This is a genomic window from Verrucosispora sp. WMMD703, from assembly GCF_049178935.1.
Classification (GTDB): Bacteria; Actinomycetota; Actinomycetes; order Mycobacteriales; family Micromonosporaceae; genus Micromonospora; species Micromonospora sediminimaris.
This window is the reverse complement of sequence record NZ_JBMHMM010000004.1, coordinates 2,499,336-2,526,305: the sequence shown is the minus strand read 5'-3', so window position 1 is coordinate 2,526,305 and position 26,970 is coordinate 2,499,336. Positions and strand designations below refer to the sequence as shown.

The following is a 26,970-nucleotide window of genomic DNA, read 5'->3' as shown; positions in this document are numbered from 1 at the left end:
CCGTGATGACGATCGGCTCAGGACGGTGGTGACGGCGTCAGGTCGCTCAACGGGTCGTCGGTAAGTGTCGGGAAGGGATCCTCACCGGTCAGCGAGGGATCGGTGCTCGGCTGTGGCCGCGTCCGCTCGTCGTCGATCGCGTTGCGCACCTTCACCGACACCAACGATCCGGGGCACTCCTGCGCCGCGGTGGACGGGTCGGGAGCCGGCACCACCGCAGGCTCGCCGTCCACGGGTGGCGGCACGCAGGTCCGTTCCCGTACCCAGAGGTCGAGGGTGAGCTCGTCCCGCCGCCAGCAGGTGTAGCTGCCCTTCTCCTCCTGCTCCGGGCAGTAGTTGGGCGTCCACCGCTGCCAACCGTCGCGGGTCAGCGCGGCCTCGTACGCCTGGGCCGTCTCGTCCGGCGACCGGTCGGAGGTGGCGGTCCGTTCCCGCAACCGGCAGTCGAGCAGGCACCACTGGCTGCCGCTGACGTCATCGACCGGTTCGACCGAGGCCCAGGACGGCACCTCCAGTTCGTCAAGCGAGGCGAAGACCGGATCCCGGTTCATCGTCTGCACCCCGAAGAACGCGGGGAGAACGCCGAGCAGGAGGACACTGGCCAGCACCAGCACGGCGGCGCGCAGCCGCGGGGAACCTGGCGGCTGGCGGCGCGACTCACCACCGTCGCCGGTCTGGTCGCCCTCGGGCCGGTCGACGTCGGCGGCCGGCGGCACCTCGGCACGTCGGGCCATCGGCTCCGCCCCGGGATGCCCGGCCGGATCAGCCGGTGCCACGGCAGCCGCGGCGCGGGCCACCGCCGGAGCCTCACCGCCGCGCCCGGGAGGCACCGGCGGAGGCCCGGAGGGTTCGGGACGCGCCGGATGCCGGTGCGGTGGCGTGGCCCGGCCGGCGAGCCGGTCCTCCGGTCGAACCGGGGCGCCGGCTCGAGCCGTGACCGGCGGACCGATCGGACCGGTGCCGGCACCTCGGACGGGGTCAGCCGGGCCACCGCCGGCGGAGCCGGCATCGGGCCGGTGCGGGCCAGCATCGGGCCGGTGCGGGCCGCGGGCGGGGCCGGACGGCGGGCCACCCGGGCGACCGGCCGGGCCGTCGGGGCGGGCCGCACCACGCGCCGGTCCCACCGGCGGACCGTCAGGCCGGGCCGCACCACGCGGCGGAACCCCCGGCGCACCACCGGGCCGCGCGACGCCAGGCGGCGGGCCGACGGGTGGGCCGTCCGGACGCGCCGCACCACGCGGCGGAACCCCCGGCGCACCACCGGGCCGCGCGACGCCAGGCGGCGGGCCGACGGGTGGGCCGTCCGGACGCGCCGCACCACGCGGCGGAACCCCCGGCGCACCACCGGGCCGCGCGACGCCAGGCGGCGGGCCGACGGGTGGGCCGTCCGGGCGCGCCGCGCCGCGGGGCGGAGTTCCGGGCGGGCCCTCGGGACGCGCCGCGCCACGGGGCGGGCCGTCGGGCCGGGCGGCCGGGCCGGTGGGACCGATCCGGGGCAGGGCGCCGGCCCGACCGGTTGGCTCAGGTCCGCCCGGGCCCGGGGCAGGGCCGGTCGGCGGAATGGGACGGCCCGGTCCAGCCGGTGGCCCGTCGGCGCGGCGGGCGGGCCCGGCACCCGGACGTTCCGGACCCGGCTCGACCCCGCGTCCATCGGCCGGTGCGGTGCCCGCGTTCGGCCGACGGGGCGGGCCGCCGGCTTCCGTGCCACGGCGGTCGCCGATCGTCGGCGTACCGCCGGACGGCGTGCCGACCACGCGGCCGGACGGTGCGGTGGGTCGCTTGCTGATCGTGGGCAACGCCGGGTCGGTGTGGTGCGGTCGACCGGCCTGCCGGAGCCAGTCGGACGGCCGCTCCGGCCGACTGGAGCGGCCCTCGGCCGGCCGCCCACCGCCGGCTGGCGTCTCGGCAGCGGCACCCGCTACGTGCCGTCCGGACGGCTCCTCGGCCGCCGCGCGCCGGCCCCGGGTCGGTGTGTCCTCCTCGTCGGCCGCGCGGCGTGCCCGCGGTGGCTCGGGTGGCCCGTCAGCAGGTCGGCTACCGAACGGCGGCTGCGGTTCGGGTGGCCTCCGACGGCCCGACGCCGCGTCGGCGGCACCCTCGGGCCCGACCGCGCCGGGTGCGGTCCGGCGGTCCCGGTCGGCGCCGATCGGTGCGCCGGACTCCTCGCGACGAACGGGTGCGGGCTGCGCGGGCCCAGCGGCCGGACGGCCGGACGGCGCACCGGGGATCGGTGGCGCGTTGCCGGACAGCGGCACCACTGGCCGGTCCTCCTCCGGCTCGGCGGCCCGGCGGCGGCCAGCTCGCCGACCGCCCGCCGGCGCGCCGCCCGGCCGACCGACGGCGGGCGTCATGCCCGGCGCCGCCGGGCCGTGGGCGGTGTCCGGCGATGCCGGGAGAGGTTCGGTCGACGGCAGGCGGCGCGGGCCGGCCGGCGCGGCGTTCGGTCGGACGCCGGGCAGGCGCCGCTGCCCGGGCGGACCCGACACCGGGCTCGCCGGCGCACCCGACACCGGGCCCGCGGGCGGCCAGCCCGGGACGGTCGGTGCGCCGGAGACCGGGCCGGCCTCGGGAACCGGCCTGGGGCCGTCGCCCGGAACCGGCTCACCGGAATGTGGCCGCCGGGCGGGCGGCCCGGCGGCTGGCGGCTGCTGCGGCCAACCGGCCGGCGGGGTGTTCGGCGGGTCGGGCTCGTGACGGGCGGCGGGCGGCGGTGCAGCGGCGAACGGCGGGGGGGCCGGGAGCCGTCCGCCGGGCGGGCCGGCAGGCGGCCGGGCAGCCGGATTACCCGGCCAGGGGCCGTCGACCGGACGCGCTCGTGGTGGTTCGGCCGGGCCGCGGCCGGGTGGCGGCGCTACCGGAGCGTCCGGCCCCGGGTGGTTGACCGGCGTGGGGCCGGGCCGCATGGCTGGCTGCGGACCGGATCGCTCGGGACCGCTGCGTGCAGCGGCGGACGGATCGACGGCAGCGCCGTCGGGGCCCAGCTCGGTGCGCTGCTGCTTGGCCGAACGCAGGTCGTCGATCCAGCCGAAATCCTCGCCGCTCCCCGTTTCCTCCGGGGCGGCGGCCTCGGACTTGCCCCGACCCCAGCGACGGCCCTTGCCGCGCCGCGCGTCCGGGCTCTCGTCCGGTCGGTCCGACGATTTCACTGTTGACCCCTCCCGTCGGCGCTCGCGCCGACCTCTTCGGCCACCTGGGCTGCCGTGGCCGTACGGCCGTCGTCATCGTCCCCCCCGGACGACGTCGGCCGGGCCGGCCGACCGCCCTTTGCCGGCTCATCCGTGCGGGCAGGAGTGGACAGCCCGCGGACGATCCGGCGTAGCAACGGCAGCCGGCCGGCCACCGATCGCTCCGCGCCGTGCTGACTCGGTCGGTAGTAGTCGGTGCCGACCAGGTCGTCGGGCACGTACTGCTGGGTGACCACGCCCCGCTGGTCGTCGTGCGGATAGCGGTAGCCGATGCCGTGCCCGAGCCCCCGGGCACCGGAGTAGTGGGCGTCGCGCAGGCCCCGGGGCACCGGCCCGCCCCGGCCGGAGCGCACGTCGGCGATCGCCGCCCCGATCGCGGTGGTCGCCGAGTTCGACTTCGGTGCGGTGGCCAGGTGGATGACGGCCTGAGCGAGATTGAGCTGCGCCTCGGGCAGGCCGACGTACTCCACCGCGTGGGCCGCGGCGGTCGCCACACCGAGCGCCGCCGGGTCGGCCATGCCGACGTCCTCGCTGGCGAAGATCACCAACCGCCGCGCGATGAACCTGGCATCCTCCCCGGCGACCAGCATCCGGGCCAGCCAGTGCAGCGCCGCGTCCACGTCGGAACCGCGCATGCTCTTGATGAAGGCGCTTGTCACGTCGTAGTGGGCGTCCCCCGCCCGGTCGTAGCGGACGGCTGCGGTGTCCACCGCGCGTTCGGCGGTGGCCAGGTCGATCTGGTCCTTGCCCAGCGCGGTCGTCGAGGCGGCCGCCGCCTCGAGCGCGGTGAGCGCCTTGCGGACGTCCCCGCCGGCCAACCGGATCAGGTGCTCCTCCGCCTCGGCGGCGAGGGTGAGCGCCCCGCCCAGGCCGCGCTGGTCGACCAGCGCGCGGCGCAGCAGCCCGCGTACCGCAGCGTCGTCGAGGGGCCGAAGGGTGAGCAGCACGCACCGCGAGAGCAGTGGGGAGATGACCGAGAAGTACGGGTTCTCGGTGGTGGCCGCCAGCAAAGTGACCGTCCGGTCCTCCACCGCCGCGAGCAGCGAATCCTGCTGGGTCTTGCTGAACCGGTGCACCTCGTCGATGAAGAGCACCGTCGGCGGGCCACCCGAGCGCCGCTGTCGCCGCGCCGTGTCGATCACCGCACGGACGTCCTTCACCCCGGCGGTCAGCGCGGACATCGCGACGAACCGCCGGTCCGTCGCGGTGGCGACCAGGTGGGCGATAGTGGTCTTGCCGCTGCCCGGCGGCCCCCAGAGGATGACCGACATCGGTGCGCTGCCGGTGACCAGCTGGCGTAGCGGCGCACCGGGAGTGAGCAGGTGTTCCTGGCCGACCAGCTCATCGATACCGGCCGGGCGCATCCGGACCGGCAGCGGCGCGTCCGGCCCGGCCGGGGTGAAGCCGCCGACACCACCGAAACCCGCCTGCGCACCGGGTGCTGCGGCGGGTTCACCGAGGGTGAAGAGGGCGTCGGACTCCATCACGAGAACAGTACCGGGCTCGGCCGACTTCGCCGGAATCGCGCCGTCGGCCGAGCCAGGGGTGATCGTTACCGGTCAGCCGCGGCCCGGGCGGCGACCCCGGTACCAGCGACCACCGCCGCCACCCGGCCCCCGGCCGACGCCGGCCAGATAGAGCGAGAGCAGCAGCAGACCGATCAGCACCAGGGTGTTCCAGTTGAACAGGTCCGGTGCGCCGAGTTTGGTGTCCAGCAGGTCGAGCAACAGGGCGAAGCCGAAGACGACGGCCGCAGCGATGGCGAGCATGACGTTCCTCCGGTGGGGGTTCCAGTAGGTCGGCGCGGGATGTACCCGATCGGTCGGCTCGCCAATCTCCACGGTGGATCACGCGACTCCTCCCCACCCGCCGCCTACGCTGACGACATGATCAACGCCGACGAGGTCCTCGATGGGCGGAGCGCCATCCTGGCCGCGACGGGCCGCCATCCCTTCGTGCGGCACTCGCTGCCGATCCACGAACCGGCGCAGGGCTGGCGACGCGCCGGGACCGTGTGCTGGCTGCTCACCGTCGAGCAGGGGCCGATCGGTGGCGTGATCGGCCCGTCTGACACGGCGATCGACCTGGTCAGCACGCTGGTCACGGATGGCAGGTTGGGTGCCGGACGGTGGCTGCACCTGCCCCGTACGGATCCGGCGCCGCTCGGTCCGGCCGTGGCCGGGTACGAGGACTGGGATTTTCTCTGGACGACAGGTGCGCCGCCGGCACAACCCGGCGAGGAGCGGGTGGTACGACTGACCGAGGCGGACCACCCGGCCCTGACGGCGCTTATCGACGAGGCGTTCCCGACCAGCACCGCCCGTCCGGGCAGTCCGCAGGTGCGCGGCTGGTACGGCATCCGCGACGGTGACCGGCTGGTCGCCTGCGGCGCCGACCGGACCCGGGGCGAGGTCGGTTTCCTCGCTGGGCTGGCGGTGGCACCGCAGCACCGAGGACGCGGCCTGGGTGCGGCGATCACCACCGGAATGACGCGGGCCCTGCTGGACCGGTACGGCATGGTGGCGCTGGGCGTCTACCCGAGCAACGTGACGGCGATCCGGCTCTATCGGCGGCTCGGCTACGCCGACACGTTCCCGCTCACCTCGGTCCGCTTCGTCTGATCGTCGGTGGGGCCGTCGGCGATCCTTCCTGCCCGGCCGGCGACCGGTTCGTCGACGATCGTTTTCGCCTGGTCGGCGGGCGGCCTGGGTTGGCCGGCGACCCGGCCCGCCCGCCAGGCGGGCAGGTACAGCGGTGCGGCGACCGCCAGCGCGACCGCACCGACGAGCATCGCCGTGCTCACCCCGGCCCGGTCGCCGATGAAGCCGAGCAGCACGCCGCCGAACGCACCGGCCGGCATGGCCACCATCGAATTCACCGAGATCACGCTGGTCCGGTACGGGCCGTCGACCTGCCGGTGCAGCAGTCCCATGTGCAGCGGGTTCGACGCGCCGTGCACGGCATGGCAGGCGAAGAAGGCGATCAGCACGCCGACCGGTCCGGCCAGCAGGGCCATCCCGACCACGGTGACGCCCTGCACGATCCGCAGCACCGCGGCACCGGGTGCGGCACCGAGCCAGCGGATGAGCAGCGGGGTGGCCGCCGCGCCGGCCGCCGAGGCCAGCCAGGCGATGGTGCTCGCCGGGCCGAGCAGGGCGGCCGCCCGGTCGGCGTCGCCGATCACCTCGGCCAGCCGGATCGGCAGCAGGCTCTCGAAGGTGACCATCCCGAAGCCCCAGAACAGCTCCACCGCGACCAGGGCGAGCAGCACCCGGGACCGGCGCAGCAGGCCGAACGCCTCGCCGACCATGCGGGGTGCGGCCCGGACCGAGGCCCGCACCGCACCGGGCCCGCTCGCCGGTCGCCGTTCCACCAGCAGGGTCAGCAACGCCAGCAGCGAAACCCCCTGCAGACCGAGGGCGGCCAGGACCGGCGTGGTCAGGGCACTGACCGGACCCAGCGGACCGAGCGCGACCAGACCGCCGCTGAGCAGCGCACCGGCCGCGATGCTCAGGCCGAGCACGGTGCCACCGTGACCGAGACCCTTCTCGTACGCGGCATCCGGGTCGACGGCCAGGGTGCTGTCCACGTACCAGGACTCCAGCGGGCCACTGTCCAGGGCACGGAACACGCCCTGCAACGCCCAGACGATGGCCAGCAGGGCGAACGAGTCCGCCACCACCAGCAGACCCAGTGAGACGAGGCTTACCGAACCGGCCGCCACCAGCACCGGCTTGCGGCCCAGCGCGTCGGCGAACCCACCGGTCGGCAACTCCAGGGCGAGCACCACCACCCCCTGGGCGGCGGCGGCCAGACCGATCTGGGTCAGGGTCAGGCCCCGCTCCTGCATCAGCAGGATCACCACCGGGATCAGCAGGCCGGTCGGTAGCCAGCGCAGACCGTGCAGGACCAGGAAACGACGCCGGATCTGGCGTACGGACAGCTCGCTCACGGCTTCCTCCCGAGCAGCAGCGGGAAGGAGGCGAGGAAGATCTGCACCTGCTCGGCACCGGGCTCATCCGGATCGGCCCCGGCCCGGTAGCGCTCCAGGATGCGCCACAGCTCCTGCTGCAACTCGGTCAGCTGGGCCGCCGGAATGGTCAGGAAGGCATCGCTCATGCCGAAGGCGTCCCGCCACTCGGGTGACCACTCGTCGCGGACGGCGAACCATCGCTCGGTGTGCTCGACGAAGAGGCGGACCTGCTCGGCCTGGATCCACTCCATCGCGGCCCGGGCGTCGGGGTCGTTGTCGAAGTCGGTGTTCTCCCAGTTGGTCACGTCATGGGCGGCCCGCCACCAGCGCTGTCGCCCGGTGCCCCGGTCAGGCTCCTCGACGACCAGGCCGACCTCGGCCAACTGGCGCAGGTGATAGCTGGTCGCGCCGGTGTTGCTGTCGAGCAGTCCGGCGAGGGTGGTCGCGGTGGCCGGTCCCTTGACCCGCAGCGCGCCGAGCAGCCGGGCCCGCAGTGGATGCGCCAGCACCCGGACCTGTCGGTGATCGATGCGGACCTGTCGCGGCGGTGGTCGACGCTCTCCCTCGGTCACGGATGCACAATATCTGTGCACAACTATTATGCACAATAGTTGTGCACAGCTGCCGTCGGTGCATGGTGGGTGGCGGCCGATGAGCGGTGCCGTCTGCGCCCAGCTGCGCTTCAGGCGGCCGTCACCGGTGTACTCAACGGCCGGTGGAAGCGGCGAAAAGCTCCGAGACACCGCGCAGTCGGGTACGGAGCAGACTGGCGGCGCGGAAGGAGTCGAGGCGCACCTCGGTGGGGCGCACCAGGCCAGCGCCGGTGGTGGTCTTCAGGCCGGCCGGGTCGATGCCCTCCCGGCGGGCCACCAGCAGGCCCAGCTCCTCCCTCACCCCCCGCCCCCGCTCCCGGACCGGTTGATCAAGAAGTTTGCGTCACCAGATGGCCCAGATCATGACGCAAACTTCTTGATCAACGGACAGAGGGTCAACGGGGAGAGGGGCAAGCGGGGAGAGGGTGGGGCCGGGGATGGGTCAGGTGGGGTCGGATACGGGGGCGGCGGGGCCGGCGGTGCCGGGGTGGGATGGGGGCTGCTGGGGCTTGGGCTTGGCGTCGATGCCGGCCTCGGTGCGCTGCTGGGCGGTGATCGGCGTGGGTGCGCCGGTCAACGGGTCGAAGCCGCCCCGGGTCTTCGGGAAGGCGATCACCTCGCGGATCGAGTCGGCTCCGGCGAGCAGCATGCAGACCCGGTCCCAGCCGAACGCGATACCGCCGTGCGGGGGCGGGCCGTAGCTGAACGCCTCCAGCAGGAATCCGAACTTGTCCTGTGCCTCCTCGGGGCTGATGCCGAGCAGGTCGAACACCCGCTGCTGCACGTCACGGCGGTGGATACGGATCGAACCGCCGCCGATCTCGTTGCCGTTGCAGACGATGTCGTACGCGTACGCCAGAGCCCGGTCCGGCGCCTCCTCGAACCGGTCGACCCACTCGGAGTTCGGCGAGGTGAACGGGTGGTGCACAGCCGTCCATCCCCCCTCGTCGGTCTTCTCGAACATGGGGGCGTCGACCACCCAGCAGAACGCCCATGCGCTCTCGTCGACCAGGCCGGCCCGCTTGGCGATCTCGATGCGGGCCGCACCGAGCAGTTCCTGCGCCTCTCGGGTTTGCGGGCTGGCCGCGAAGAAGATCGCGTCGCCCGGCTTGGCACCCACCGCGTCCGCCAGCCCGGCCAGGTGCTCCGCCGAAAGGTTCTTCGCCACCGGCCCGCGTGCCTCGCCGGTCTCGGCGTCGAGTACCACGTAGGCCAGGCCCTTGGCACCCCGCGCCTTGGCCCAGTCCTGCCAGCCGTCCAGCTCCTTGCGGGTCTGGGACGCGCCACCGGGCATGACCACCGCGCCCACGTAGCCACCCGCGTCGATCGCCCCGGCGAACACCCGGAACGCGGTACCCCGCAGGTAGTCGGTCAGCTCGGTCAGCTCGACGCCGTAGCGCAGGTCCGGCTTGTCCGAGCCGTACCGGGCCATCGCGTCGTGCCAGGTGATCCGTGGGATGGGCCGGGGGATCTCGTGGTCGGCCAGCTCCGACCAGAGCGCGGCGACGATCGCCTCACCGAGGTCGATCACATCGTCCTCGGTGACGAACGACATCTCGATGTCCAGCTGGGTGAACTCCGGCTGCCGGTCGGCCCGGAAGTCCTCGTCGCGGTAGCAGCGGGCGATCTGGTAGTAACGCTCCATCCCGCCGACCATCAGCAACTGCTTGAACAGCTGCGGCGACTGCGGCAGCGCGTACCAGCTGCCCGGCTGAAGGCGCACCGGCACCAGGAAGTCGCGGGCGCCCTCCGGCGTGGACCGGGTCAGCGTGGGCGTCTCGATCTCCAGGAAGTCCCGCTCGTGCAGCACCGTACGAGCCAGCTGGTTGGCGCGTGACCGCAGCCGCATGGCGCGCGCCGGGCCGCCGCGCCGCAGGTCGAGGTAGCGGTACTTGAGCCGGACGTCGTCCCCGGCCACCACCTGGTCGTCCACCGGCAGCGGCAGCGGCGCGGCCTCGGAGAGCACCTCCAGCTCGGCCGCCGTCACCTCGATCTCGCCGGTGGGCAGCTCCGGGTTCTCGTTACCCTCGGGCCGCCGGGTGACCTCACCGACGACCTTGACGCAGTACTCGTTGCGCAGCGCGTGCGCGTCCTCCTCCCGGAGGACCACCTGCACCACGCCCGAGCCGTCGCGCAGGTCGACGAAGATGACACCGCCGTGGTCGCGCCGGCGGGCCACCCACCCGGCGAGCGTCACCGTGGTGCCGGCGTCCGTCGCGCGCAGGCTGCCGGCGTCATGGGTACGGATCACGACGTGCGTCTCCCTCGTCTTGCCCTACGTCTGCTCCCCGGCATTCTGTCAGCACCCGCCCGTCGACGTTCCCCGGGTACGCGGACCAGCACCCTTGTCGACACCTGCGGTGACGGACGGACGCTCCGTCAGCGCGTCCGGCTCACCGACACGACCCTCGGGTCCACGGAGTAGCGGCGCGCCACGTCGTCGGCGTCGCCCGCGGTGGCGCCGGGATCGAACAGCACCTCCAGGCACGAGCTGTGCGGCCCGTCGAACCCGAAGCCGGCGATGACGTGATCGGGATCGAAGCGGCGGCTGTCGCGGGTCAGCTCATCGACGGATGCTTCCGGCCGCACGCACACCATCACCTCGGGCTGGGTACCGCTCCAGGCCATGGCCGGCGCCGATGCGCCGATGGTGAGCAGGAGAGTCGCCCCGACGCCGATCACGGTGGCCCGGCCGAGCGCCGACCTGCTCGCCGGAAAGGCCCCGAGGGCCGGCCGGCTCGACGGCAGGGCCACCGCGCCGAGAGCGGCCAGGACGTACGCCCACAGCGCCCGCTTGTCCGCCGTGTCGTACAGGGCCAGCGCGACGACGCAGGCGCCGATGGTCTGGGTGACCAGGGCGACCACCCGGAATTCCGGCTGGTCGACAACCGCTGCGGGTATCGCGGCGAGCACACCGAGCACCAGGAGCAGCCCGACGAACCAGGACGCGTTCCATTCACGACGCGCGTCCACGGCGAGCAGCACCCAGGCCGACACCTGCCCGCCCACGAAGATCGGCGCGCGTAACTGCGCCAGGAGTCGTACGACCATCGGTCGACCGTAGTTGATGAAACCTGATCCGGAACAGCGGTGCGGGCCGCCGGAGGAGGAATCCGGCGGCCCGCTGGCGGAGGAGATTCTCCCGGTGGGCTGGTCAGAAGACGCTGACGCCGTAGCGGCTCAGCGCCTCGGTGACCGGCTGGAAGAAGGTGGTGCCACCGGTACGGCAGTTGCCGCTGCCGCCGGAGGTCAGGCCGAGCGCGGTGCTGCCGCTGAACAGCGAGCCGCCGCTGTCGCCGGGCTCGGCGCAGATGTTGGTCCGGATCAGACCGCTGACCCGCCCCTCGGCGTAGTTGACCGTGGCGTTGAGCGCGGTCACCGAACCGCTGCGCAGGCCGGTGGTGCTGCCGGAGCGCTGCGCCGACTGACCGACGTACGCGTTACCGGCGCCGGTGATGTCCCGGTAGCTGCCGTTGTAGAGGTAGACGTTGCCGGCCGCGTTGCCCGAGTTGTTGTGCCGGACGATGCCGTAGTCGTTGCCCGGGAAGCTGCTGCCGGCGCGGGTGCCCAGCAGCGAGGTCTGACCCGAGTTGCTGTACCAGCTCGACGAGATGTTGGTGCAGTGGCCCGCAGTCAGGAAGTAGTACGTGCTGCCGCTGCGCACGTTGAAGCCGAGCGAGCAGCGCCCGCCACCGCCGGCGTAGATGGCCTGGCCGCCGGAGATCAGGGTGCTCAGCGGGGCGGCCCCGGCCTCGATGCGCACCGCGCCGTTGGTGCGCGCGGCGGCGGCCTTGACCTGCTCCAGCTTGGCGCCGGTGACGGTGGTGTCGACGGAGATGACGACCTGGTTGGTGACCGGGTCGGTCCACCAGGCGGTGCCGGGGATGTTGACGGAACGCTCCAGCACGGCGGTGGCGCGGTTCAGCTCCGCGGCACCGCGCTTGACGACCTTGACCTTGGCGCCGGCGGCGGCCGCCTGGCGGGCGGCGGCGACGTCGGTGACGGCGACGACCATCTTGCCGCTGGCGTCGGCGTAGGTGCCGGCGGCGCGGTCTCCGAGCCGGTCGGCGAGCGCGGCGGCGGCGTCGGGCGAGACGCTCCCGGGTGCCGCCTGGGCGGGGGTGCCGGCCAACACGCCGGCGACCAGGGTTCCTGCCGCGGCTACGGTGACGACACGGCGGAGCATTGACCTCGTGGGTCGCATGTAACAGCCTCCCGACATGGGGGATGAGGCCCTGTCACGTCGACAGGGACGGGGGCAGCTCGACCACCTGGGGAAATGACCAAGCGATGGAAAGTATTCACATATTTAAGATCGTTAACAAGACCTGGCTATGCCCGAATTCACCCACCGGCAATCCGTAACAGGGAGGACACATACGAAGACCGGGGTGTCACACGGCCAGTACGACCTCCGTGTGACACCCCGGACCGGGAAAGCGATCTCAGGGTTACGGCAGCACCGCGCTCAGCTCACCAGTGGCTTGAGATCCTCGCGAGGCGGCGTCCACTCCCCCGGCGCGGCGGCCACCTGCTCGCCGGAACGGATGTCCTTGACCTCGTCGGGGTCGCCGTCCGCGCCCGGGAACCAGACGTACGGGATGCCACGCCGCTCGGCGTACCGGATCTGCTTGCCGAACTTCGCCGCGCTCGGCGACACCTCGGCCGGGATCCCCCGGGACCGCAACGCCCCGGCGACGGAGTCGCTTGTCGCCCGCAGTTCCTCGTTGGTCACCGCGACCAGCACGCAGGTGGGCACCGCCCGCGACACGGACAGTGCGCCCGCGCCGAAGAGCAGCCCGAGCAGGCGGGTCACGCCGATCGAGATGCCCACCCCGGGGAAGCGGGCGTTGCCCGCGCTGGCCAGGTTGTCGTACCGACCGCCGGAGCAGATCGAACCGAACCGCTCGTACCCGATCAGCTGCGTCTCGTAGACGGTGCCGGTGTAGTAGTCCAGACCCCGGGCGATACGCAGGTCCGCCACGCAGAGACCCGGCGCGTGCGCGGCGGCGGTCTCCACCACCCGGACCAACTCCTCGACCCCCTCGTCGAGCAGCGGATCACTGACCCCGAGCGCGCGCACCGCGTCAGCGAAGGAGGCGTCCGGCGCGGAGATCTCGGCAAGTGACAGCACCGCCTTGGCCTGTGCCTCGCTCGCCCCGGCGGTGGTCGCCAGCAGCTCCGTGACACCGGCCGGGCCGATCTTGTCGAGCTTGTCGACCGCGCGCAGCGCCGCCTCCGGATCGGTCAGACCGATGCCCCGGTAGAAGCCCTCACAGATCTTGCGGTTGTTGACCTGGATGCGGATCGGCGGGATCGGCAACGACCGCAGCGCGTCGCCGACGACGAGCGGCATCTCCGCCTCGTGGTGCACCGCGAGGGTGTCCCGGTCGACGATGTCGATGTCGGCCTGGAGGAACTCCCGGTAACGCCCCTCCTGCGGGCGCTCACCGCGCCACACCTTCTGGATCTGGTAGCGGCGGAACGGGAAGTTCAGCTTGCCGGCGTTCTCCAGCACGTACCTGGCGAACGGCACGGTCAGGTCGAAGTGCAGGCCGAGGGCGTCGTCACCGGCCGGGCCCTCCGGGTCACCGTGCAGCCGTCGGATCACGTAGACCTCCTTGGAGGTCTCCCCCTTACGCAGCAACTGGTCCAACGGCTCGACCGCCCGGGTCTCCAGCGGCGCGAAGCCGTACAGCTCGAAGGTCGACCGGATCCGGTCCAGCACGTACTGCTCGATCATCCGTTGGGCGGGCGTCCACTCCGGGAAACCGGAGATGGGCGTGGGCTTGCTCATGACGTACTCCCTCGGCAGCCGCGCGCTGCGCGGCAGAGTCTGCTGACGATCCCGCGCGGTCCGCGCGGTGCGGTCTCGACGCGACCGTTACAGGCCGCGGGTGGGTGCCGGTCGCGCGCCGCCCAGCTCCGCCACCTCGACGAGGTACGGGTTGGTGGCGCGCTCGCGGCCGATGGTGGTCGTGGGGCCGTGCCCGGGCAGGACGACGGTGTCGTCGGCCAACGGGAGAATCTTGTCCCGCAGGCTGGTGACCATCGTCGGCATGCTGCCGCCCGGCAGGTCGGTGCGGCCGATCGAGCCGGCGAAGAGCACGTCACCGGAGAGGCAGAGTTGCTCCGCCTCCCAGGGCGAGCCGGCGCCGGGCAGCCGGAAGAGCACCGACCCGCCGGTATGGCCGGGCGCATGGTCGACGGTGATCTCCAGCCCGGCGAGGGCGAGCGTCGTACCGTCGGCCAACTCGGCCACGTCCTCGGGCTCGGCGTACGGCAGTCGCCCGCCGAAGAGCTGCGTCAGTTCCATCGACAGCGCCTTCGTCGGATCCGCCAGCAGCTCCCGATCGTCCGGGTGCACGTACGCGGTGATTCCGCGCGCCCCGCAGACCGGCGCCACGGAGAAGGTGTGGTCGAGGTGCCCGTGGGTGAGCAGCACCGCGGCCGGGTGCAGACGATGCTCGGCGAGCAGCGCGTCGAGCCGGTCGACCACCCCGATGCCGGGATCGACCACCACGCACTGTTCCCCCGGCCCGGTGGCGACCACGTAGCAGTTGGTGCCGAAGGCGTCCGCGGGAAAGCCGACCACGAGCACGTCCGCTCCCCTTTCCGTCGAGTCGTCCTCTCCGGCAGCCTACCGGCGTCGCCGGCCGACCGGCCCGACCCGCCGGCCCCCGGGTGAGGCACTGACGGAGCCCGATGTAGAAGGGCACCGACCTCGTACACCACTTTCCCAGCCGGTACCCGTACACTCTGGCGGGCGTGTGGCGTGGCACACCTGCCGCCCGACAGGTACACGACCACCGGGTGACGACCAGGGTAGAGGAAAGGGGAGCACGGGTGGCTTCCAGCAGGGACCGGCAGCGCAAACTGGCGCGGGCCAAGCTCGACCGGCAACTGGCCCGCCGGGCCGCCGCCGCCAGGCGTCGCCGACGCATCCAGGCCGGTGTCGGCACCGCCCTGATCCTCGTGCTGGTCGTCGCCGGCTCGGCGTGGGCCCTCGGCGCGTTCGACAGCGAGCCGACCGAGGACACCGCGGCCGACGAGGTCTGCCTCTGGACCCCGCAGAACACCGAGGGCAACGCCAGCCTCAAGGATGTCGGCGAGCCCCCGACCACCGGGCTGCCGGTCACCGGCACCCGGCCGATGACGATCACCACCAACCAGGGTGCGCCGATCTCCGTCGAGCTGGATCTTGCCAGCGCCCCGTGCGCCGCGGCCAGCATCACCCACCTGGCCAGCCAGTCGTTCTACGACAACACCAAGTGCCACGAGATCACCGCCGACGGCGCGGTGCGCTGCGGCGATCCCAGCGGCACCGGTCTGGGCGGCCCGGCCTACTCGTTCTACGACGAGAACGTGCCGACCGCGCCGGAGGCGTCGCCGCAGCCGAGCCCGTCCCCGGACGATCCACCGACGTACCCCAAGGGCACGGTCGCGATGATCTCGAACCCGCCCGGGGCCAACGGCAGCCAGTTCCTGATCTTCTTCAAGGATTTCACCACCGCCGAGCCGAAGTTTCCGATCATCGGCCGGGTCACCGAGGGCCTCGACGTCGTCGAGAAGATCGGCGCCCTGCCGACGGTGGACAATGGGGCCGGGGAGAAGGTCAAGCCGGAGAATGACGACGTGGTCATCCAGAGCCTGACCGTCGGCGAGCCCGTGCTGGATCCGGCGTCGTCCGCCGATCCCGCGCCCTCGGGCACGCCGGAGTCCTCCGGCACACCGAGTCCGGCGGCCTCGGGCGACCCCGAGGCCAGCGCCAGCGCCGGCTGACCACGGGCGGCCGGGCCCCAACCCCACCGCAGCGGCATCCACATACAGTCCAGGAGGATCGAGGCGTGACGTCCACCAGAGAGCGGCAGCGCGCGGCGGCCCGCGCCCGGCTCGAGAAGGAGATGGCCGAGCGGGCCGCTCGGGCCCGTAAGCGCCGCCAGACGCAGGCGGTCGTCGGGGCCGGCGTGGTCCTGCTGCTGGTGGTCGCCGGCACGGCCTGGCTCGCCAGCAACGTGCTCGGCGACGACAGCGGCACCGACAACGCGGCCCAGGACGCGAACTCCGTGCAGTGCGACTGGGTCGAGATGCCCGACGGCGAGCGCACCCCGCAGGTCAAGGACGTCGGGCTGCCGGACACCCAGCAGAGCAAGGTCGGCGTCCAGACCATGACGATCACCACGAACCTCGGCCCGATCACCGCCCGGATCGACAGGTCCGCGGTGCCGTGCACGGCCGGCAGCTTCACCCACCTGGCCGAGCAGAACTTCTTCGACAACACCAAGTGCCACCGGCTGGTGACCGAGGGCATCAAGGTGCTCCAGTGCGGCGACCCGAGCGCCACCGGCGAGGGCTGGCGGGACACCGACGGCACCGGCGGTCCGAGCTACCGCATGGCGGAGGAGAACCTGCCGGCCGACAAGCGGCCGCCGTACCCGGAGGGCGTCATCGCGATGGCCAACTCGGGCCAGCCGTCCAGCAGCGGCAGCCAGTTCTTCATCGTGTACGGCGATTCGCCGCTGGACCCGAACTACACCGTCCTCGGCACCATCACCGGCGGAATGGACATCGTGAAGGATGTCGCGGCGGCCGGTGACGACGGCGCGTTCGCCCAGCAGGCCGGCGGCGGTCACCCGAAGAAGGAGGTCGTCATCACCGACCTAACCATGACCGACGCCTGACCCCCGAACCACCCGAAGCGCCCGTCGGCCCCGCCGACGGGCGCTTCGCTCACTCCCCCCAGCCCGGTTTCCGCCTTGGTTGATCAAGAAGTTTTGGTCTCGATCCGGCCGGATCGAGACCAAAACTTCTTGATCAACAGGGTCAGGGTGGGTGGGTTAGGCGCCGGAGGTTACGCGGTAGGCGTCGAAGACGCCGTCGACCTTGCGTACCGCCGCCAGCAGGTGCCCTAGGTGTTTGGGGTCGGCCATCTCGAAGCTGAACCGGCTCACCGCCACCCGGTCGCGGGTGGTGGTGACGGTGGCGGAGAGGATGTTGACCCGCTCCTCGGAGAGCACCCGGGTGACGTCCGCCAGCAGCTTGTGCCGGTCGAGCGCCTCCACCTGGATCGCCACCAGGAACGTCGAGGCGGAGGTGAGTTTCCAGTTCACCTCGACCACCCGCTCGCCCTGGGCGCGCAGGTCCTCCGCGTTGGCGCAGTCGTCGCGGTGCACGCTCACCCCGCCGGAACGGGTCACGAAACCGAAGACCGAGTCCGGCGGGACCGGGGTGCAGCAGCGGGCCAGCTTGATCCACACGTCGCTGACCCCGCGTACGACCACACCTGGGTCGTGGCTGGAGGCGCGGCTGCGCGGCGGGCGGGTGGCCACGGCGGTCTCGGCGATGTCCTCGGCCGCGCCCTCCTCCCCGCCGTAGGAGGCCATCAGCTTCTGCACCACCGACTGGGCGGAGACCTGACTGTCGCCGACGGCCGCGTACAGCGACGCCACGTCGGCCAGGTGCAGGTCCCGGGCGATCGCCATCAGGTTGTCGGAGGTGAGCATCCGCTGCAACGGCATGCCCTGCTTGCGCATCGCCTTGACGATCGCGTCCTTGCCCTCCTCGATCGCCTCCTCGCGGCGCTCCTTGTTGAAGTACTGCCGGATCTTCGTCCGCGCCCGGGGGCTCTTGACGAAGCCGAGCCAGTCCTGAGTCGGGCCGGCCGTGTCGGACTTCGAGGTGAAGATCTCGATCACGTCGCCGTTGGACAGGGTCGACTCCAGCGGCACCAGCTTGCCGTTGACCCGCGCCCCGATGCACTTGTGCCCCACCTCGGTGTGCACCGCGTACGCGAAGTCCACAGGCGTCGACCCCGTCGGCAACGGGATCACGTCGCCCTTCGGGGTGAAGACGTACACCTCCTGGCTGGACAGGTCGAACCGCAACGCGTCCAGGAACTCGCTCGGGTCGGCGGCCTCCCGTTGCCAGTCCAGCAGCTGCCGCAGCCAGGTCATCTCGTCGATGTGGGCGGGCGGGCCGACGATCTGGGTGCCCTTGTGCTCCTTGTACTTCCAGTGCGCCGCGATGCCGAACTCCGCCGTACGGTGCATCGCGTACGTGCGGATCTGCATCTCCACCGGCTTACCGGTGGGACCGATCACCGTGGTGTGCAGCGACTGGTACATGTTGAACTTGGGCATGGCGATGTAGTCCTTGAACCGGCCCGGCACCGGCTGCCAGTTCGCGTGGATCACCCCCAGCGCGGCGTAGCAGTCCCGCACCGTGTCGACCAGGATGCGTACGCCCACCAGGTCGTAGATGTCGTTGAAGTCCCGCCCCCGCACGATCATCTTCTGGTAGATCGAGTAGAGGTGCTTCGGCCGGCCGGTGGTCTCCGCCTTGATCTTGGCGGCCTTCAGGTCGGTCTGCACCTTCTGCGTCACCTGCCGCAGCAACGCCTCCCGCTGCGGCTGGTGCTCCCCGATCAGCCGGTTGATCTCCTCGAACCGCTTCGGGAACAACGTCCCGAACGCCAGGTCCTCCAGCTCCCACTTGATCGTGTTCATACCGAGCCGGTGGGCCAGGGGGGCGAGGATCTCCAGCGTCTCCTTCGCCTTCTGCTCCTGCTTCGGGCGCGGCAGGAAGGTCAGCGTCCGCATGTTGTGCAGCCGGTCGGCCAGCTTGATCACCAGGACGCGCGGGTCCTTGGCCATGGCGACGACCATCTTGCGGATCGTCTCGGCCTTGGCCGCGTCACCGAGCTTGACCTTGTCGAGCTTGGTGACCCCGTCGACCAGCAGGGCGACCTCGCCACCGAAGTCGGACCGCATCTGGTCGAGGGTGTACTCCGTGTCCTCGATGGTGTCGTGCAGCAGCGCCGCGACCAGGGTGGTGGTGTCCATGCCCAGGTTCGCCAGGATGGTCGCCACCGCGAGCGGGTGGGTGATGTAGGGGTCGCCGGACTTGCGGTACTGCCCGGAGTGCCAGCGCGCCGCCGTGTCGAAGGCCCGCTGCAACAGCCGCGCGTCGGCCTTGGGGTGATTCTCCCGGTGCGACGCGATGAGCGGCTCCAGCACCTCGCTGACCTGCGAGGACTGCCATGGCGCGTTGAACCGGGCCAACCGGGCCCGGACCCGCCGCCCGGTGGGCGCGTGGGACAGGCCGAATCCACCGGCCGCCGAGGAATCGCCGTCCCCGGAGCCGGCGGCCGGACGAGCCGGGTCGCCGGTCCGCTGCGCCGCGCCCGACCCGCCACCCGGCGCCGCCGCGGCGCCGTTGCGGTCGGTCAGCGAGCCCTCCGCGTCACCTGTCGGGTGCACCGTGCCCTCCACCGGAGGAACGACCTCGTGGGACACCGGCCTCCTCACCGCTCGCCGGGACGACACCGACCGTGCGCCGGCCGGTCTGGTCTAGCGCCGCACAGGCGGGTAACCGCCCGGTCAGCAATGGGCAATGCTACCCCCACCGGGGGTGCCGTGCCGCTCCGCCGGACGGACCGTGCCGGGCCCGTCCGGGGCCGTTGACGCCTCAAACGGTCAACAGGGCATGCACGGGACGCGGGGCCAGTCGGTCGCGCCCGCCGAGGAAGGACAGCTCCAGCAGCACGGTGAAACCCGCCACCGTGCCACCCGCTCGCTCCACCAGATCCAACGTGGCCGCCGCCGTGCCGCCGGTGGCGAGCACGTCGTCGACCACCAGCACCCGGTGGCCGGCGGTGAAGGCGTCCTGGTGCACTTCGAGCGTGGCCTCGCCGTACTCCAGCTCATAGGAGGCGGCGTACGCCGGCCGGGGCAACTTGCCGGCCTTGCGCACCGGCACCACCCCGACTCCGGTCGCGTACGCGATCGCGGCGGCGACCACGAACCCGCGCGCCTCGATGCCGACCACGGCGTCGAAGGACTCCCGCCCGTGGTACGCGACGATTCCGTCGATCACGTCCCGGAAGGCGTCACCGTCGGCGAACAACGGCATCAGGTCCTTGAACATGACGCCGGGCTTGGGAAAGTCAGGCACGTCGAGCACCCGGCTGGCCACCAGCCGGGCCACCTCCGGCCCGCTGTCCCCGCGTACTCCGGTGCTGTGGGTCTCCGTCACGGCAGTTCCGCTTCCCTTCCACACGACGGCGGCGTCCCGCACACTGCTCGCACAGCATGCAGGACGCCGCCGGTACCTGTTTCTACCGGGTCGCCCCGGGTGTCCTCAGCGTCGCTTTCCGCCGCCCGGACGGTTGCCGCCACCGGGACGCCCGCCCCGGGCACCGCCGGAACGCTTGCCCGCCGGCCGGGCGCCCACCTTCGGCGCGGCGGCACCGGCGAGCGCGCCGGTCTCCGCGGTGACCGGCTCCTCGTCCCGCTCGACCGGGCGCGGCTGGCCACCCGCCTTGGCCAGGGTCTCGCCCCGGCTGACCGTGGACCGCCGGGCCAGCACCCGCTTGTTGTGCGCCTGGATCCGCGGGTCGCGGTTCTTCAGCACCACCAGCAGCGGGGTGGCCAGTGTGATCGAGGTGAGGAAGGCCATCGCCATACCGACGAAAAGCACCAGGCCGAGGTCCTTCAGGGTGCCCGCGCCGAGCAGGCCGGCACCGATGAACAGGATGCCGCCGACCGGGAGCAGGGCGACCACCGAGGTGTTGATCGACCGCATCAGGCTCTGGTTCACGGCCAGGTTGGCCGCCTCGCCGTACGTCTGGTTGTTGTTCGCGGTGATGCCTCTGGTGTTCTCCTGCACCTTGTCGAAGACCACCACCACGTCGTACAGGGCGAAGCCCAGAATGGTGAGGAATCCGATGATCGTCGACGGGGTGACCTCGAACCCGACGATCGAGTAGAGGCCGGCGGTGAGGACCAGGTTCATCACCAGGGCGAAGATCGCCCCGACCGCCATCTGCCACTCGAAGCGCAGGACCAGGTAGACGGTCACCAGCGCCAGGAAGATCACCAGACCGAGCAGGGCCCGGTTGGTCACCTGGCTGCCCCACGCCTCGCTGACCCGGTTACTGGCGATCTCCGCCGGATCGATGTTGAACACCTGACCCAACTGGGCCCGGACCGCTTCGGCCTGCTCGGCGCCGAGCTCGGTGGTACGCAGCTCGTAGAACTCGTCACCGCCACCGCCGACCTGCTGGGTGGTGACCACCCGGCCACCCTCACCCGCGGTGGCCAGCACCTCGCCCGCGCGGTCCTCCACCTGCTCCAGGGTGCCGACGCTGGTCGGCACCTGGAACGAGTTGCCACCGGCGAACTCGATGCCGAGGCTGAAGCCCCGGAAGATGACGCTGCCGAGCGCGATCAGCACCAGCACGGCGGCGACGGTGAACCACATCTTGCGCCGGCCGACGATGTTGAGGCCGGCCTCACCTCGGTAGAGGCGGGCTGCCAGACCAGTCTCAGCCATCTCAGGCCTCCTTGACACGCTGGTTGCGGGACGGGGCCTGCTCCGACCGGGCCGGCAGTGCCCGGCCCAGGCCGCTGACCCGTGGGGACAGGAACGCCTTGGTACGGGCGAACATCGTCATGATCGGATGCCGGAAGAGGAAGACCACCAGCAGGTCCAGCACCGTGGCCAGACCGAGGGCGAAGGCGAAGCCCTTCACCGTGCCGACCGAGACGATGTAGAGCACCACCGCCGACATGATCGTGATCGCGTTGGCGGAGATGATCGTCCGGCGGGCCCGGACCCAGGCCCGAGGTACCGCGCTACGTGGGCTGCGCCCCTCCCGGATCTCGTCCTTGAGCCGTTCGAAGTAGATGACGAACGAGTCCGCCGCCACACCGAGCGAGACGATGATGCCGGCGATGCCGGCGAGGGTGAGCGTGAAGCCGATCTGCCGGCCGAGCACCACCAGCGCGCCGAAGAGCAGCAGCGCCGAGAGGATCAGGCTCAGGAAGATCACCGAGCCGAGCAGGCGGTAGTAGAAGAACGAGTAAATGATGACCAGCAGCATGCCGATGCCGGCCGCGAGCAGACCGGCCCGCAGGTGGCTGGCGCCCAGGGTGGCGGTGACGTTCTGCTGCTCCTGCGCCTCGAAGGTGACCGGCAGGGCGCCGTAGCTGAGGTAGCCGGCCAGCTCGCTGGCCTCGGCGTTGCTGAAGTTGCCGGTGATCTGGGAGTTGCCGGTGAGCACGCCCTGGATCTGCGGCGACGAGATGATCTGGTTGTCCAGCACCACGGCGACCCGGCACTTGCCCTCGTCACCGAGCGCGGACGCGTCGCACGCCTGGCCCTCGTTGTTGAACGCCTCGCGGGTCAACGCGGTCCACTTGTCCTGGCCGGAGCCGGTGAAGTTCAGGCTGACCACCCACTGGCTGGTCTGGTCGCGCACCGCGTTGGCGTCGGAGACGTCGGTGCCGAGCACCTTCGCCACGTCCAGCAGGTTCTTGGCGTACCCGCCCTCGCAGGCGACGACCTGCTGCTCCGGGTCGGAGATGGACGCCGGGGGCCGGTCGTCGAGCTGAGCGCAGCTGATCGTCGGCACGTTGAACTGCATCTGCGCCGGCAGCACCGCGACCTCGCGGCCGCTCAGCTCACCAAACGGCTTGAGCTTGTCGGCCAGCGACGGGTCGGCGCTGAGATCGGCCGGCGCCTGCAAGCCGCTCGCCGCGGCCCACGCCTCGGCGCCGACCTTCTGCTCGACGGCGCGGCGCTGCTCCTCGATGCTCTGCGTCACCTCTTCGTCCGGCGTGGCCGACGGGGTGGGCGACGGGGTCGCCGACGGCGTCGGCGTCGGTGCGCCACCACCCTGACCGCCGGCGTCGGGCGACGAGGAGGCTTCGGCGTCCGGCGTGGGGCTCGCGGTGCCCGACGGGGTGGCCTCGGGGCTCGCGGAGCCGGACGGGGTCGCCGAAGGGCTCTCGCTCGGTGCCGGCGAGGGGATGGACCCGCTGCCGTCGGCGATCTTCAGGACCTTCCGGAACCGCAGCTCGGCGGCGCTGCCGACCTCGTTGAGCTCGCGGTTCTCGCCGGGCAGGGAGACGACGATGTTGCGGTCGCCCTCGGTGACCACCTCGGCCTCGGCCACGCCGTACGCGTTGACCCGGCTCTCGATGATCTGGCGGGCCCGCTCCAGGTTCTCCGCCGTGGGGGCGCGGCCGTCGAGGGTGTTTGTGGCCTCCAGCGTGAGCCGCGTGCCGCCGACCAGGTCAAGACCGAGGCGGGGTTCGAGCCGGTCCTTCCAGCCACCGCTGGCGCCGCCCGAGAAGAACACCAAAAGATAGAGGACGACGAAGATGGCCCCGAGCACGGCCAACTGCCGTCCCGGGCGCATCTGTCCCTGAGGTGGTGCCACGGCTGTCCTGTCTCCCTGTGGTCACGCCGCCGCGGGCGCGGCGGCGGGTCGGCCGGAATCCCCCGGCCGACGGTCTGCCTTCCGACGGCGCTCAGGCTGGCGCCGCCGCCTCCGGGGGTCGACGCGGACGCGTGGACCGGGTACGAGTCGGCGCGCCGGCGCCCGGCGTCGGCCTTCTATCCAATTGTCTCAATGCGCAATTAGCGGATGGCACCCACCCGGGGACGCGCGTGGGCACCCTCCCGCCCGAACCGCCGGGGGACCGGCGACCCGGTTGGGACGCGGCGTCAGTCCTTGACGGAGTCGGACTCCTCGACGGGCGACTCGACCGGGCGCTCCGCCGGGGTGACCACCCGGGCGATCGCCGGCCGGGCGTAGCGGGTCTGCACTCCGGGAGCGACCTCCAGCAGGACGCTGTCGTCCTCGACACCGGTGACCGTGCCGTAGAGCCCGCCGATGGTGACCACCTCGTCGCCCACGGAGAGGTTGGACTGCATCGATTCGGCCTCGCGGCGGCGCTTCTGCTGCGGACGGATCATCATGAAGTACATGACGCCGAAGAGCAGAGCGATCATGAGGATCGGCGTGAAGCCTCCCGCTCCGCCGCCTTCTGCTGCGTAGTGCACGGTTGTCGACCTTCCCATTGGCCGCCGGACCGGCGCGTCGGCGCCGCAACGGAGGCGGATTTTCACGTCCTGTACAGACCGCGGCGAGTCTAGTCGCTCTGTCTGGGAACGCCGAATGCGGCACAGATCACGAACAGATCACGGCTCGCCGACGTCCAGCGAGAACAGATCGGGCGCGGGAGGAGCTTCTACCGCAAATGTACCATTCGGTGGCGTACGGCCCAGATGGTGCCAGGCGGCTTCGGTGGCCACCCGGCCTCGGGGCGTACGCGCCAGCAGCCCCGCCCGCACCAGGAACGGCTCGCAGACCTCCTCGACCGTGTCCGGCTGCTCCCCCACCGCCACGGCCAGGGTCGACAGGCCGACCGGACCACCCCGGAACGAGTCCACCAGCGCGGTCAGCACCGCCCGGTCGAGCCGGTCCAGCCCGAGGGCGTCCACGTCGTACACGGTCAGGGCCGCGCGGGCGGTCGCGACGGTGACCACACCGTCGGCGCGTACCTCGGCGAAGTCGCGCACCCGGCGCAGCAGCCGGTTGGCGATCCGGGGCGTGCCCCGGGACCGGCCGGCGATCTCCGCCGCCCCGTCCTCGGTGATCGGCACCCCGAGGATCCGCGCCGAGCGATGCAGCAGCGTCTCCAGGTCGGCCGGCGCGTAGAAGTCCAGATGCGCCACGAAGCCGAACCGGTCCCGCATCGGGCCGGTGAGCAGACCCGACCGGGTGGTCGCGCCGACAAGCGTGAACGGCTCCACGTCGAGCGGGATGGCGGTGGCGCCCGGCCCCTTGCCGACCACCACGTCGACCCGGAAGTCCTCCATCGCGCTGTAGAGCAGCTCCTCCGCCGGCCTGGCGATCCGGTGGATCTCGTCGATGAAGAGCACGTCCCCCTCGGCCAGGCTGGTCAGGATCGCCGCCAGGTCACCGGAGCGTTCGATCGCCGGCCCGCTGGTCACCCGGATCCCGGCACCCAGCTCGGCGGCCACGATGTTGGCGAGGCTGGTCTTACCCAGGCCCGGCGGGCCCGAGAGCAGGATGTGGTCGGGCGGCGAGCCACGCCGCATGGCGCCCTGAAGCAGCAGGTCGAGCTGGTCGCGAACCCGGTCCTGGGCAATGAATTCGGAAAGGCGCCTCGGCCGGACGCTGACCTCCGCGTCCAGCTCCGCGTCGCTGACGTACGCCGAGACCAGGTTCTCGTTGCTCATCGGGTCCGACCCAGCAGTCGGATGGCCTGCTTCAACAGCACCGGCACCGGCGGGGTGGGACCGTCGACGCTCTCGGCGACGGCGGCCACCGCCTGGTCGGCCTGGCCCGCCGTCCAACCGAGCCCGATCAACGCCTGACGGACCTGATCCGGCCAGCTGCCGCCGGTCACCCCGGCCGCGCCGTCGGCACCCACCGGCACCGGGCCGATCCGGTCGCGCAGCTCCAGCACCAGTCGCTCGGCACCCTTCTTGCCGATGCCCGGCACCCGGGTCAGCGCCGCGGTGTCGGCATTGGCGACGGCCTTGCGTACCGCATCGGGCGTGTGCACCGCGAGCACCGCCTGGGCCAGCCGCGGGCCGACCCCGCTGGCGGTCTGCAACAGCTCGAACAGCACCTTGGCGTCGTCGTCGGCGAAGCCGTAGAGGGTGAGCGAGTCCTCCCGGACGACCAGGCTGGTGGCCAGCCGGGCCGGCTGGCCGACCCGCAGGTCGGCGAGCGTGCCGGGGGCGCACTGCACCGCCAGGCCGACCCCGCCGACCTCGATGACCGCGTGGTCCGGGCCGGTGGCGGTCACCACGCCACGCACACTGGCGATCATCTCGCTCCTCCTCGTCTGACCCGGTCCGCCGCGGCGGCCAGTTTCGAGCGGGTGCCGCCGCGCCACACGTGGCAGATGGCCAGCGCGAGGGCGTCCGCGGCGTCCGCCGGCCGGGGCGGCTCGGGCAGCCGCAGCAGCCGGGTGACCATCGCGGTCATCTGGGCCTTGTCCGCCTGGCCGGAACCGGTCACCGCCGCCTTGACCTCGCTCGGGGTGTACGTCTGCACCGGCAGCCCGGCACGCGCCCCGGCCAGCACCGCGATCCCGCTGGCCTGGGCGGTGCCCATCACCGTACGCACGTTGTGCTGGCTGAACACCCGCTCCACGGCCACGCTGTCCGGCCGGTGCTCGGCGACCAGCTCGGTAAGCGAGCGGTCCAGGTGCAGCAGGCGGGTGGGCAACTCGTCGGCCGGGTCGGTGTAGACGACGTAGTAGGCGATGAGCGTGCAGGGCCGACCGGGCACCCCCTCCACCACGCCGACGCCGCACCGGGTCAGCCCCGGGTCGACGCCGAGCACCCGCACGCCGCCTCCCTCCGACCGCCAGCCAGTACGTGTGTTCGACACCCTACCGATGCGTCCGCGACGGCGCGCCACGGGACACGCCCGGCACGCACGCCTGGCGACACACCCGACGCGGCGTTGTGCCGGGCGGGACGCGACCGCCGTGGCGGGCACGGCCGGGATGTAGCGGACGGCCACACAGTACGGCGGGAGTATGTGCCGCCATCCCATGTGCGCCCGACCACACAGCTCGTAACTTCATGCGCCATGACGGCAGAACCCGTGGCGGTCCCCCACGTCGTGAACGTCGACCTGGCCGGTCGTACCGCCCTCGTGACGGGCGGGGGCGGCGGCATCGGCCGGGCCTGCGCCCTGCGGCTGGCCGCGGCCGGCGCCACGGTCGTGGTGGTGGACCGCAACGTCGAGGCGGCCAAGCAGGTGGCCGCCGAGGCCGGCGGCCGGGCCGAGGGGGTGGACCTCGCCGATCCGGCGGCGGTGGACGCGCTCGACGCCGACGTCGACATCGTGGTCAACAACGCCGGGCTACAACACGTCGCACCGCTCCAGGACTTTCCCGTCGAGCGGTTCGAGTACATCCAGCGGGTGATGGTGGAGGCGCCGTTCCTGCTGATCCGGCGGGCACTGCCCCACATGTACGCCCGCGGTTGGGGTCGGATCGTAAACATCTCCTCGGTGCACGGGCTGCGCGCCTCGCCGTACAAGGCCGCCTACGTCTCGGCCAAGCACGCGTTGGAGGGGCTGTCGAAGGTGGTGGCGCTGGAAGGCGCGGCGCACGGGGTGACCGCCAACTGCATCAACCCGGCGTACGTGCGCACCGCGCTGGTGGAGAGCCAGATCGCCGACCAGTCGACCGCCCACGGCATCCCCGAGTCCGAGGTGATCGAGAAGATCATGTTGGCTCGTGCGGCGGTCAAGCGACTGATCGAGCCGGAGGAGGTGGCGGAACTGCTGGCGTACCTCTGCTCGCCGCCGGCCGGGTTCCTCACCGGTGCCTCGATCGCGATCGACGGGGGTTGGACGGCGAACTGACGCCGGCCACCCGCA

23 protein-coding genes are annotated in these 26,970 nt (G+C 72.2%); 4 read left to right on the top strand and 19 right to left on the bottom strand.

Annotation, left to right across the window (positions count from 1 at the left end; all coding sequences use genetic code 11):
• Positions 1-17 precede the first annotated feature (17 nt).
• The 3 genes from ACN26Z_RS12125 to ACN26Z_RS12115 all read right to left on the bottom strand — a co-directional run bounded on the left by ACN26Z_RS12125 (position 18) and on the right by ACN26Z_RS12115 (position 4,954).
• A complete protein-coding gene (locus ACN26Z_RS12125) occupies positions 18-797 on the bottom strand; it encodes a hypothetical protein (RefSeq protein ID WP_421461241.1) in 780 nt (259 codons plus the stop codon).
• Between the two features lie 2,345 nt (positions 798-3,142).
• Positions 3,143-4,669 (bottom strand): replication-associated recombination protein A, encoded by a 1,527-nt coding sequence (locus ACN26Z_RS12120; protein WP_282239167.1) that lies wholly within the window; start codon positions 4,667-4,669, stop codon positions 3,143-3,145.
• A 75-nt stretch (positions 4,670-4,744) separates the two neighbouring features.
• Positions 4,745-4,954: a hypothetical protein gene (locus ACN26Z_RS12115; RefSeq protein WP_093404409.1), complete on the bottom strand. Its 210-nt coding sequence runs from the start codon at positions 4,952-4,954 to the stop codon at positions 4,745-4,747.
• A 117-nt stretch (positions 4,955-5,071) separates the two neighbouring features.
• Between ACN26Z_RS12115 and ACN26Z_RS12110 the strand changes: the two genes are divergently transcribed.
• Positions 5,072-5,806 (top strand): GNAT family N-acetyltransferase, encoded by a 735-nt coding sequence (locus tag ACN26Z_RS12110; protein ID WP_421461238.1) that lies wholly within the window; start codon positions 5,072-5,074, stop codon positions 5,804-5,806.
• Here the strand turns inward: ACN26Z_RS12110 and ACN26Z_RS12105 are convergent.
• From ACN26Z_RS12105 to ACN26Z_RS12070, 8 genes are all read right to left on the bottom strand, one after another.
• Positions 5,764-7,137, bottom strand: a complete 1,374-nt coding sequence (locus ACN26Z_RS12105; RefSeq protein WP_421461236.1) for an MFS transporter — start codon at positions 7,135-7,137, stop codon at positions 5,764-5,766. The genes ACN26Z_RS12110 and ACN26Z_RS12105 overlap by 43 nt on opposite strands.
• Positions 7,134-7,730 (bottom strand): helix-turn-helix domain-containing protein, encoded by a 597-nt coding sequence (locus ACN26Z_RS12100; RefSeq protein ID WP_421461234.1) that lies wholly within the window; start codon positions 7,728-7,730, stop codon positions 7,134-7,136. The genes ACN26Z_RS12105 and ACN26Z_RS12100 overlap by 4 nt, the downstream gene beginning before the upstream one ends.
• Positions 7,731-7,863: 133 nt before the next feature.
• Entirely contained in the window at positions 7,864-8,052 is a 189-nt protein-coding gene (locus ACN26Z_RS12095) for a hypothetical protein (protein WP_421461231.1), read from the bottom strand.
• 141 nt (positions 8,053-8,193) lie between these two features.
• A complete protein-coding gene (gene aspS / locus ACN26Z_RS12090; RefSeq protein WP_421461230.1) occupies positions 8,194-10,002 on the bottom strand; it encodes an aspartate--tRNA ligase in 1,809 nt (602 codons plus the stop codon).
• A gap of 128 nt (positions 10,003-10,130) precedes the next feature.
• A complete protein-coding gene (locus ACN26Z_RS12085) occupies positions 10,131-10,802 on the bottom strand; it encodes a hypothetical protein (protein ID WP_421461227.1) in 672 nt (223 codons plus the stop codon).
• Between the two features lie 103 nt (positions 10,803-10,905).
• A complete protein-coding gene (locus tag ACN26Z_RS12080) occupies positions 10,906-11,955 on the bottom strand; it encodes a S1 family peptidase (protein WP_421461224.1) in 1,050 nt (349 codons plus the stop codon).
• Between the two features lie 264 nt (positions 11,956-12,219).
• Positions 12,220-13,548 carry a histidine--tRNA ligase gene (hisS, locus tag ACN26Z_RS12075; protein WP_421461221.1) on the bottom strand — a complete coding sequence of 443 codons (1,329 nt, stop codon included), beginning with the start codon at positions 13,546-13,548 and terminating at the stop codon, positions 12,220-12,222.
• An 87-nt stretch (positions 13,549-13,635) separates the two neighbouring features.
• Positions 13,636-14,352, bottom strand: a complete 717-nt coding sequence (locus ACN26Z_RS12070) for an MBL fold metallo-hydrolase (RefSeq protein WP_093404430.1) — start codon at positions 14,350-14,352, stop codon at positions 13,636-13,638.
• A 245-nt stretch (positions 14,353-14,597) separates the two neighbouring features.
• Here ACN26Z_RS12070 and ACN26Z_RS12065 point away from each other — a divergent pair, with 245 nt between their 5' ends.
• Together ACN26Z_RS12065 and ACN26Z_RS12060 are read left to right on the top strand one after the other, a co-directional pair.
• A complete protein-coding gene (locus tag ACN26Z_RS12065) occupies positions 14,598-15,533 on the top strand; it encodes a peptidylprolyl isomerase (protein WP_421461218.1) in 936 nt (311 codons plus the stop codon).
• Between the two features lie 65 nt (positions 15,534-15,598).
• A complete protein-coding gene (locus ACN26Z_RS12060) occupies positions 15,599-16,432 on the top strand; it encodes a peptidylprolyl isomerase (RefSeq protein ID WP_282239175.1) in 834 nt (277 codons plus the stop codon).
• Positions 16,433-16,588: 156 nt separating this feature from the next.
• Here the strand turns inward: ACN26Z_RS12060 and ACN26Z_RS12055 are convergent, their stop codons facing one another.
• The 8 genes from ACN26Z_RS12055 to ruvC all read right to left on the bottom strand — a co-directional run bounded on the left by ACN26Z_RS12055 (position 16,589) and on the right by ruvC (position 25,926).
• Positions 16,589-19,021: a RelA/SpoT family protein gene (locus tag ACN26Z_RS12055; protein WP_282240551.1), complete on the bottom strand. Its 2,433-nt coding sequence runs from the start codon at positions 19,019-19,021 to the stop codon at positions 16,589-16,591.
• Between the two features lie 196 nt (positions 19,022-19,217).
• Positions 19,218-19,784, bottom strand: a complete 567-nt coding sequence (locus ACN26Z_RS12050) for an adenine phosphoribosyltransferase (RefSeq protein WP_093404441.1) — start codon at positions 19,782-19,784, stop codon at positions 19,218-19,220.
• A 105-nt stretch (positions 19,785-19,889) separates the two neighbouring features.
• The gene (gene secF / locus ACN26Z_RS12045; protein WP_421461214.1) at positions 19,890-21,083 is read right to left on the bottom strand and encodes a protein translocase subunit SecF; all 1,194 of its coding nucleotides are present in this window, start codon (positions 21,081-21,083) and stop codon (positions 19,890-19,892) included.
• A 1-nt stretch (position 21,084) separates the two neighbouring features.
• Entirely contained in the window at positions 21,085-22,974 is a 1,890-nt protein-coding gene (gene secD, locus ACN26Z_RS12040; RefSeq protein WP_421461212.1) for a protein translocase subunit SecD, read from the bottom strand.
• 287 nt (positions 22,975-23,261) lie between these two features.
• Complete coding sequence (gene yajC, locus ACN26Z_RS12035; protein WP_170863428.1) at positions 23,262-23,600, bottom strand: preprotein translocase subunit YajC; 339 nt, start codon at positions 23,598-23,600, stop codon at positions 23,262-23,264.
• A gap of 138 nt (positions 23,601-23,738) precedes the next feature.
• Positions 23,739-24,803, bottom strand: coding sequence for a Holliday junction branch migration DNA helicase RuvB (gene ruvB / locus ACN26Z_RS12030; RefSeq protein ID WP_093404452.1), 1,065 nt, complete (start codon positions 24,801-24,803; stop codon positions 23,739-23,741).
• On the bottom strand, positions 24,800-25,402 hold the full coding sequence (ruvA, locus tag ACN26Z_RS12025; protein ID WP_093404455.1) for a Holliday junction branch migration protein RuvA: 603 nt from the start codon (positions 25,400-25,402) through the stop codon (positions 24,800-24,802). The genes ruvB and ruvA overlap by 4 nt, the downstream gene beginning before the upstream one ends.
• Positions 25,399-25,926, bottom strand: a complete 528-nt coding sequence (gene ruvC, locus ACN26Z_RS12020) for a crossover junction endodeoxyribonuclease RuvC (RefSeq protein ID WP_269738820.1) — start codon at positions 25,924-25,926, stop codon at positions 25,399-25,401. Before ruvC ends, ruvA begins: the two co-directional genes overlap by 4 nt.
• A 246-nt stretch (positions 25,927-26,172) precedes the next feature.
• On the opposite strand from ruvC, the gene ACN26Z_RS12015 reads away from it, so the two are divergent.
• Positions 26,173-26,955 (top strand): 3-hydroxybutyrate dehydrogenase, encoded by a 783-nt coding sequence (locus tag ACN26Z_RS12015; protein ID WP_421461207.1) that lies wholly within the window; start codon positions 26,173-26,175, stop codon positions 26,953-26,955.
• The last annotated feature ends 15 nt before the right edge of the window (positions 26,956-26,970 follow it).

What these genes read in the sequence shown, in the direction of transcription:
- ACN26Z_RS12120 (WP_282239167.1), bottom strand. Translation starts at nt 4,669, where the DNA reads ATGGAGTCCGACGCCCTCTTCACCCTCGGTGAACCCGCCGCAGCACCC.
- ACN26Z_RS12115 (WP_093404409.1), bottom strand. Translation starts at nt 4,954, where the DNA reads ATGCTCGCCATCGCTGCGGCCGTCGTCTTCGGCTTCGCCCTGTTGCTC.
- ACN26Z_RS12110 (WP_421461238.1), top strand. Translation starts at nt 5,072, where the DNA reads ATGATCAACGCCGACGAGGTCCTCGATGGGCGGAGCGCCATCCTGGCC.
- ACN26Z_RS12085 (WP_421461227.1), bottom strand. Translation starts at nt 10,802, where the DNA reads ATGGTCGTACGACTCCTGGCGCAGTTACGCGCGCCGATCTTCGTGGGC.
- ACN26Z_RS12080 (WP_421461224.1), bottom strand. Translation starts at nt 11,955, where the DNA reads ATGCGACCCACGAGGTCAATGCTCCGCCGTGTCGTCACCGTAGCCGCG.
- hisS (WP_421461221.1), bottom strand. Translation starts at nt 13,548, where the DNA reads ATGAGCAAGCCCACGCCCATCTCCGGTTTCCCGGAGTGGACGCCCGCC.
- secF (WP_421461214.1), bottom strand. Translation starts at nt 21,083, where the DNA reads ATGGCTGAGACTGGTCTGGCAGCCCGCCTCTACCGAGGTGAGGCCGGC.
- ruvB (WP_093404452.1), bottom strand. Translation starts at nt 24,803, where the DNA reads ATGAGCAACGAGAACCTGGTCTCGGCGTACGTCAGCGACGCGGAGCTG.
- ruvA (WP_093404455.1), bottom strand. Translation starts at nt 25,402, where the DNA reads ATGATCGCCAGTGTGCGTGGCGTGGTGACCGCCACCGGCCCGGACCAC.
- ACN26Z_RS12015 (WP_421461207.1), top strand. Translation starts at nt 26,173, where the DNA reads ATGACGGCAGAACCCGTGGCGGTCCCCCACGTCGTGAACGTCGACCTG.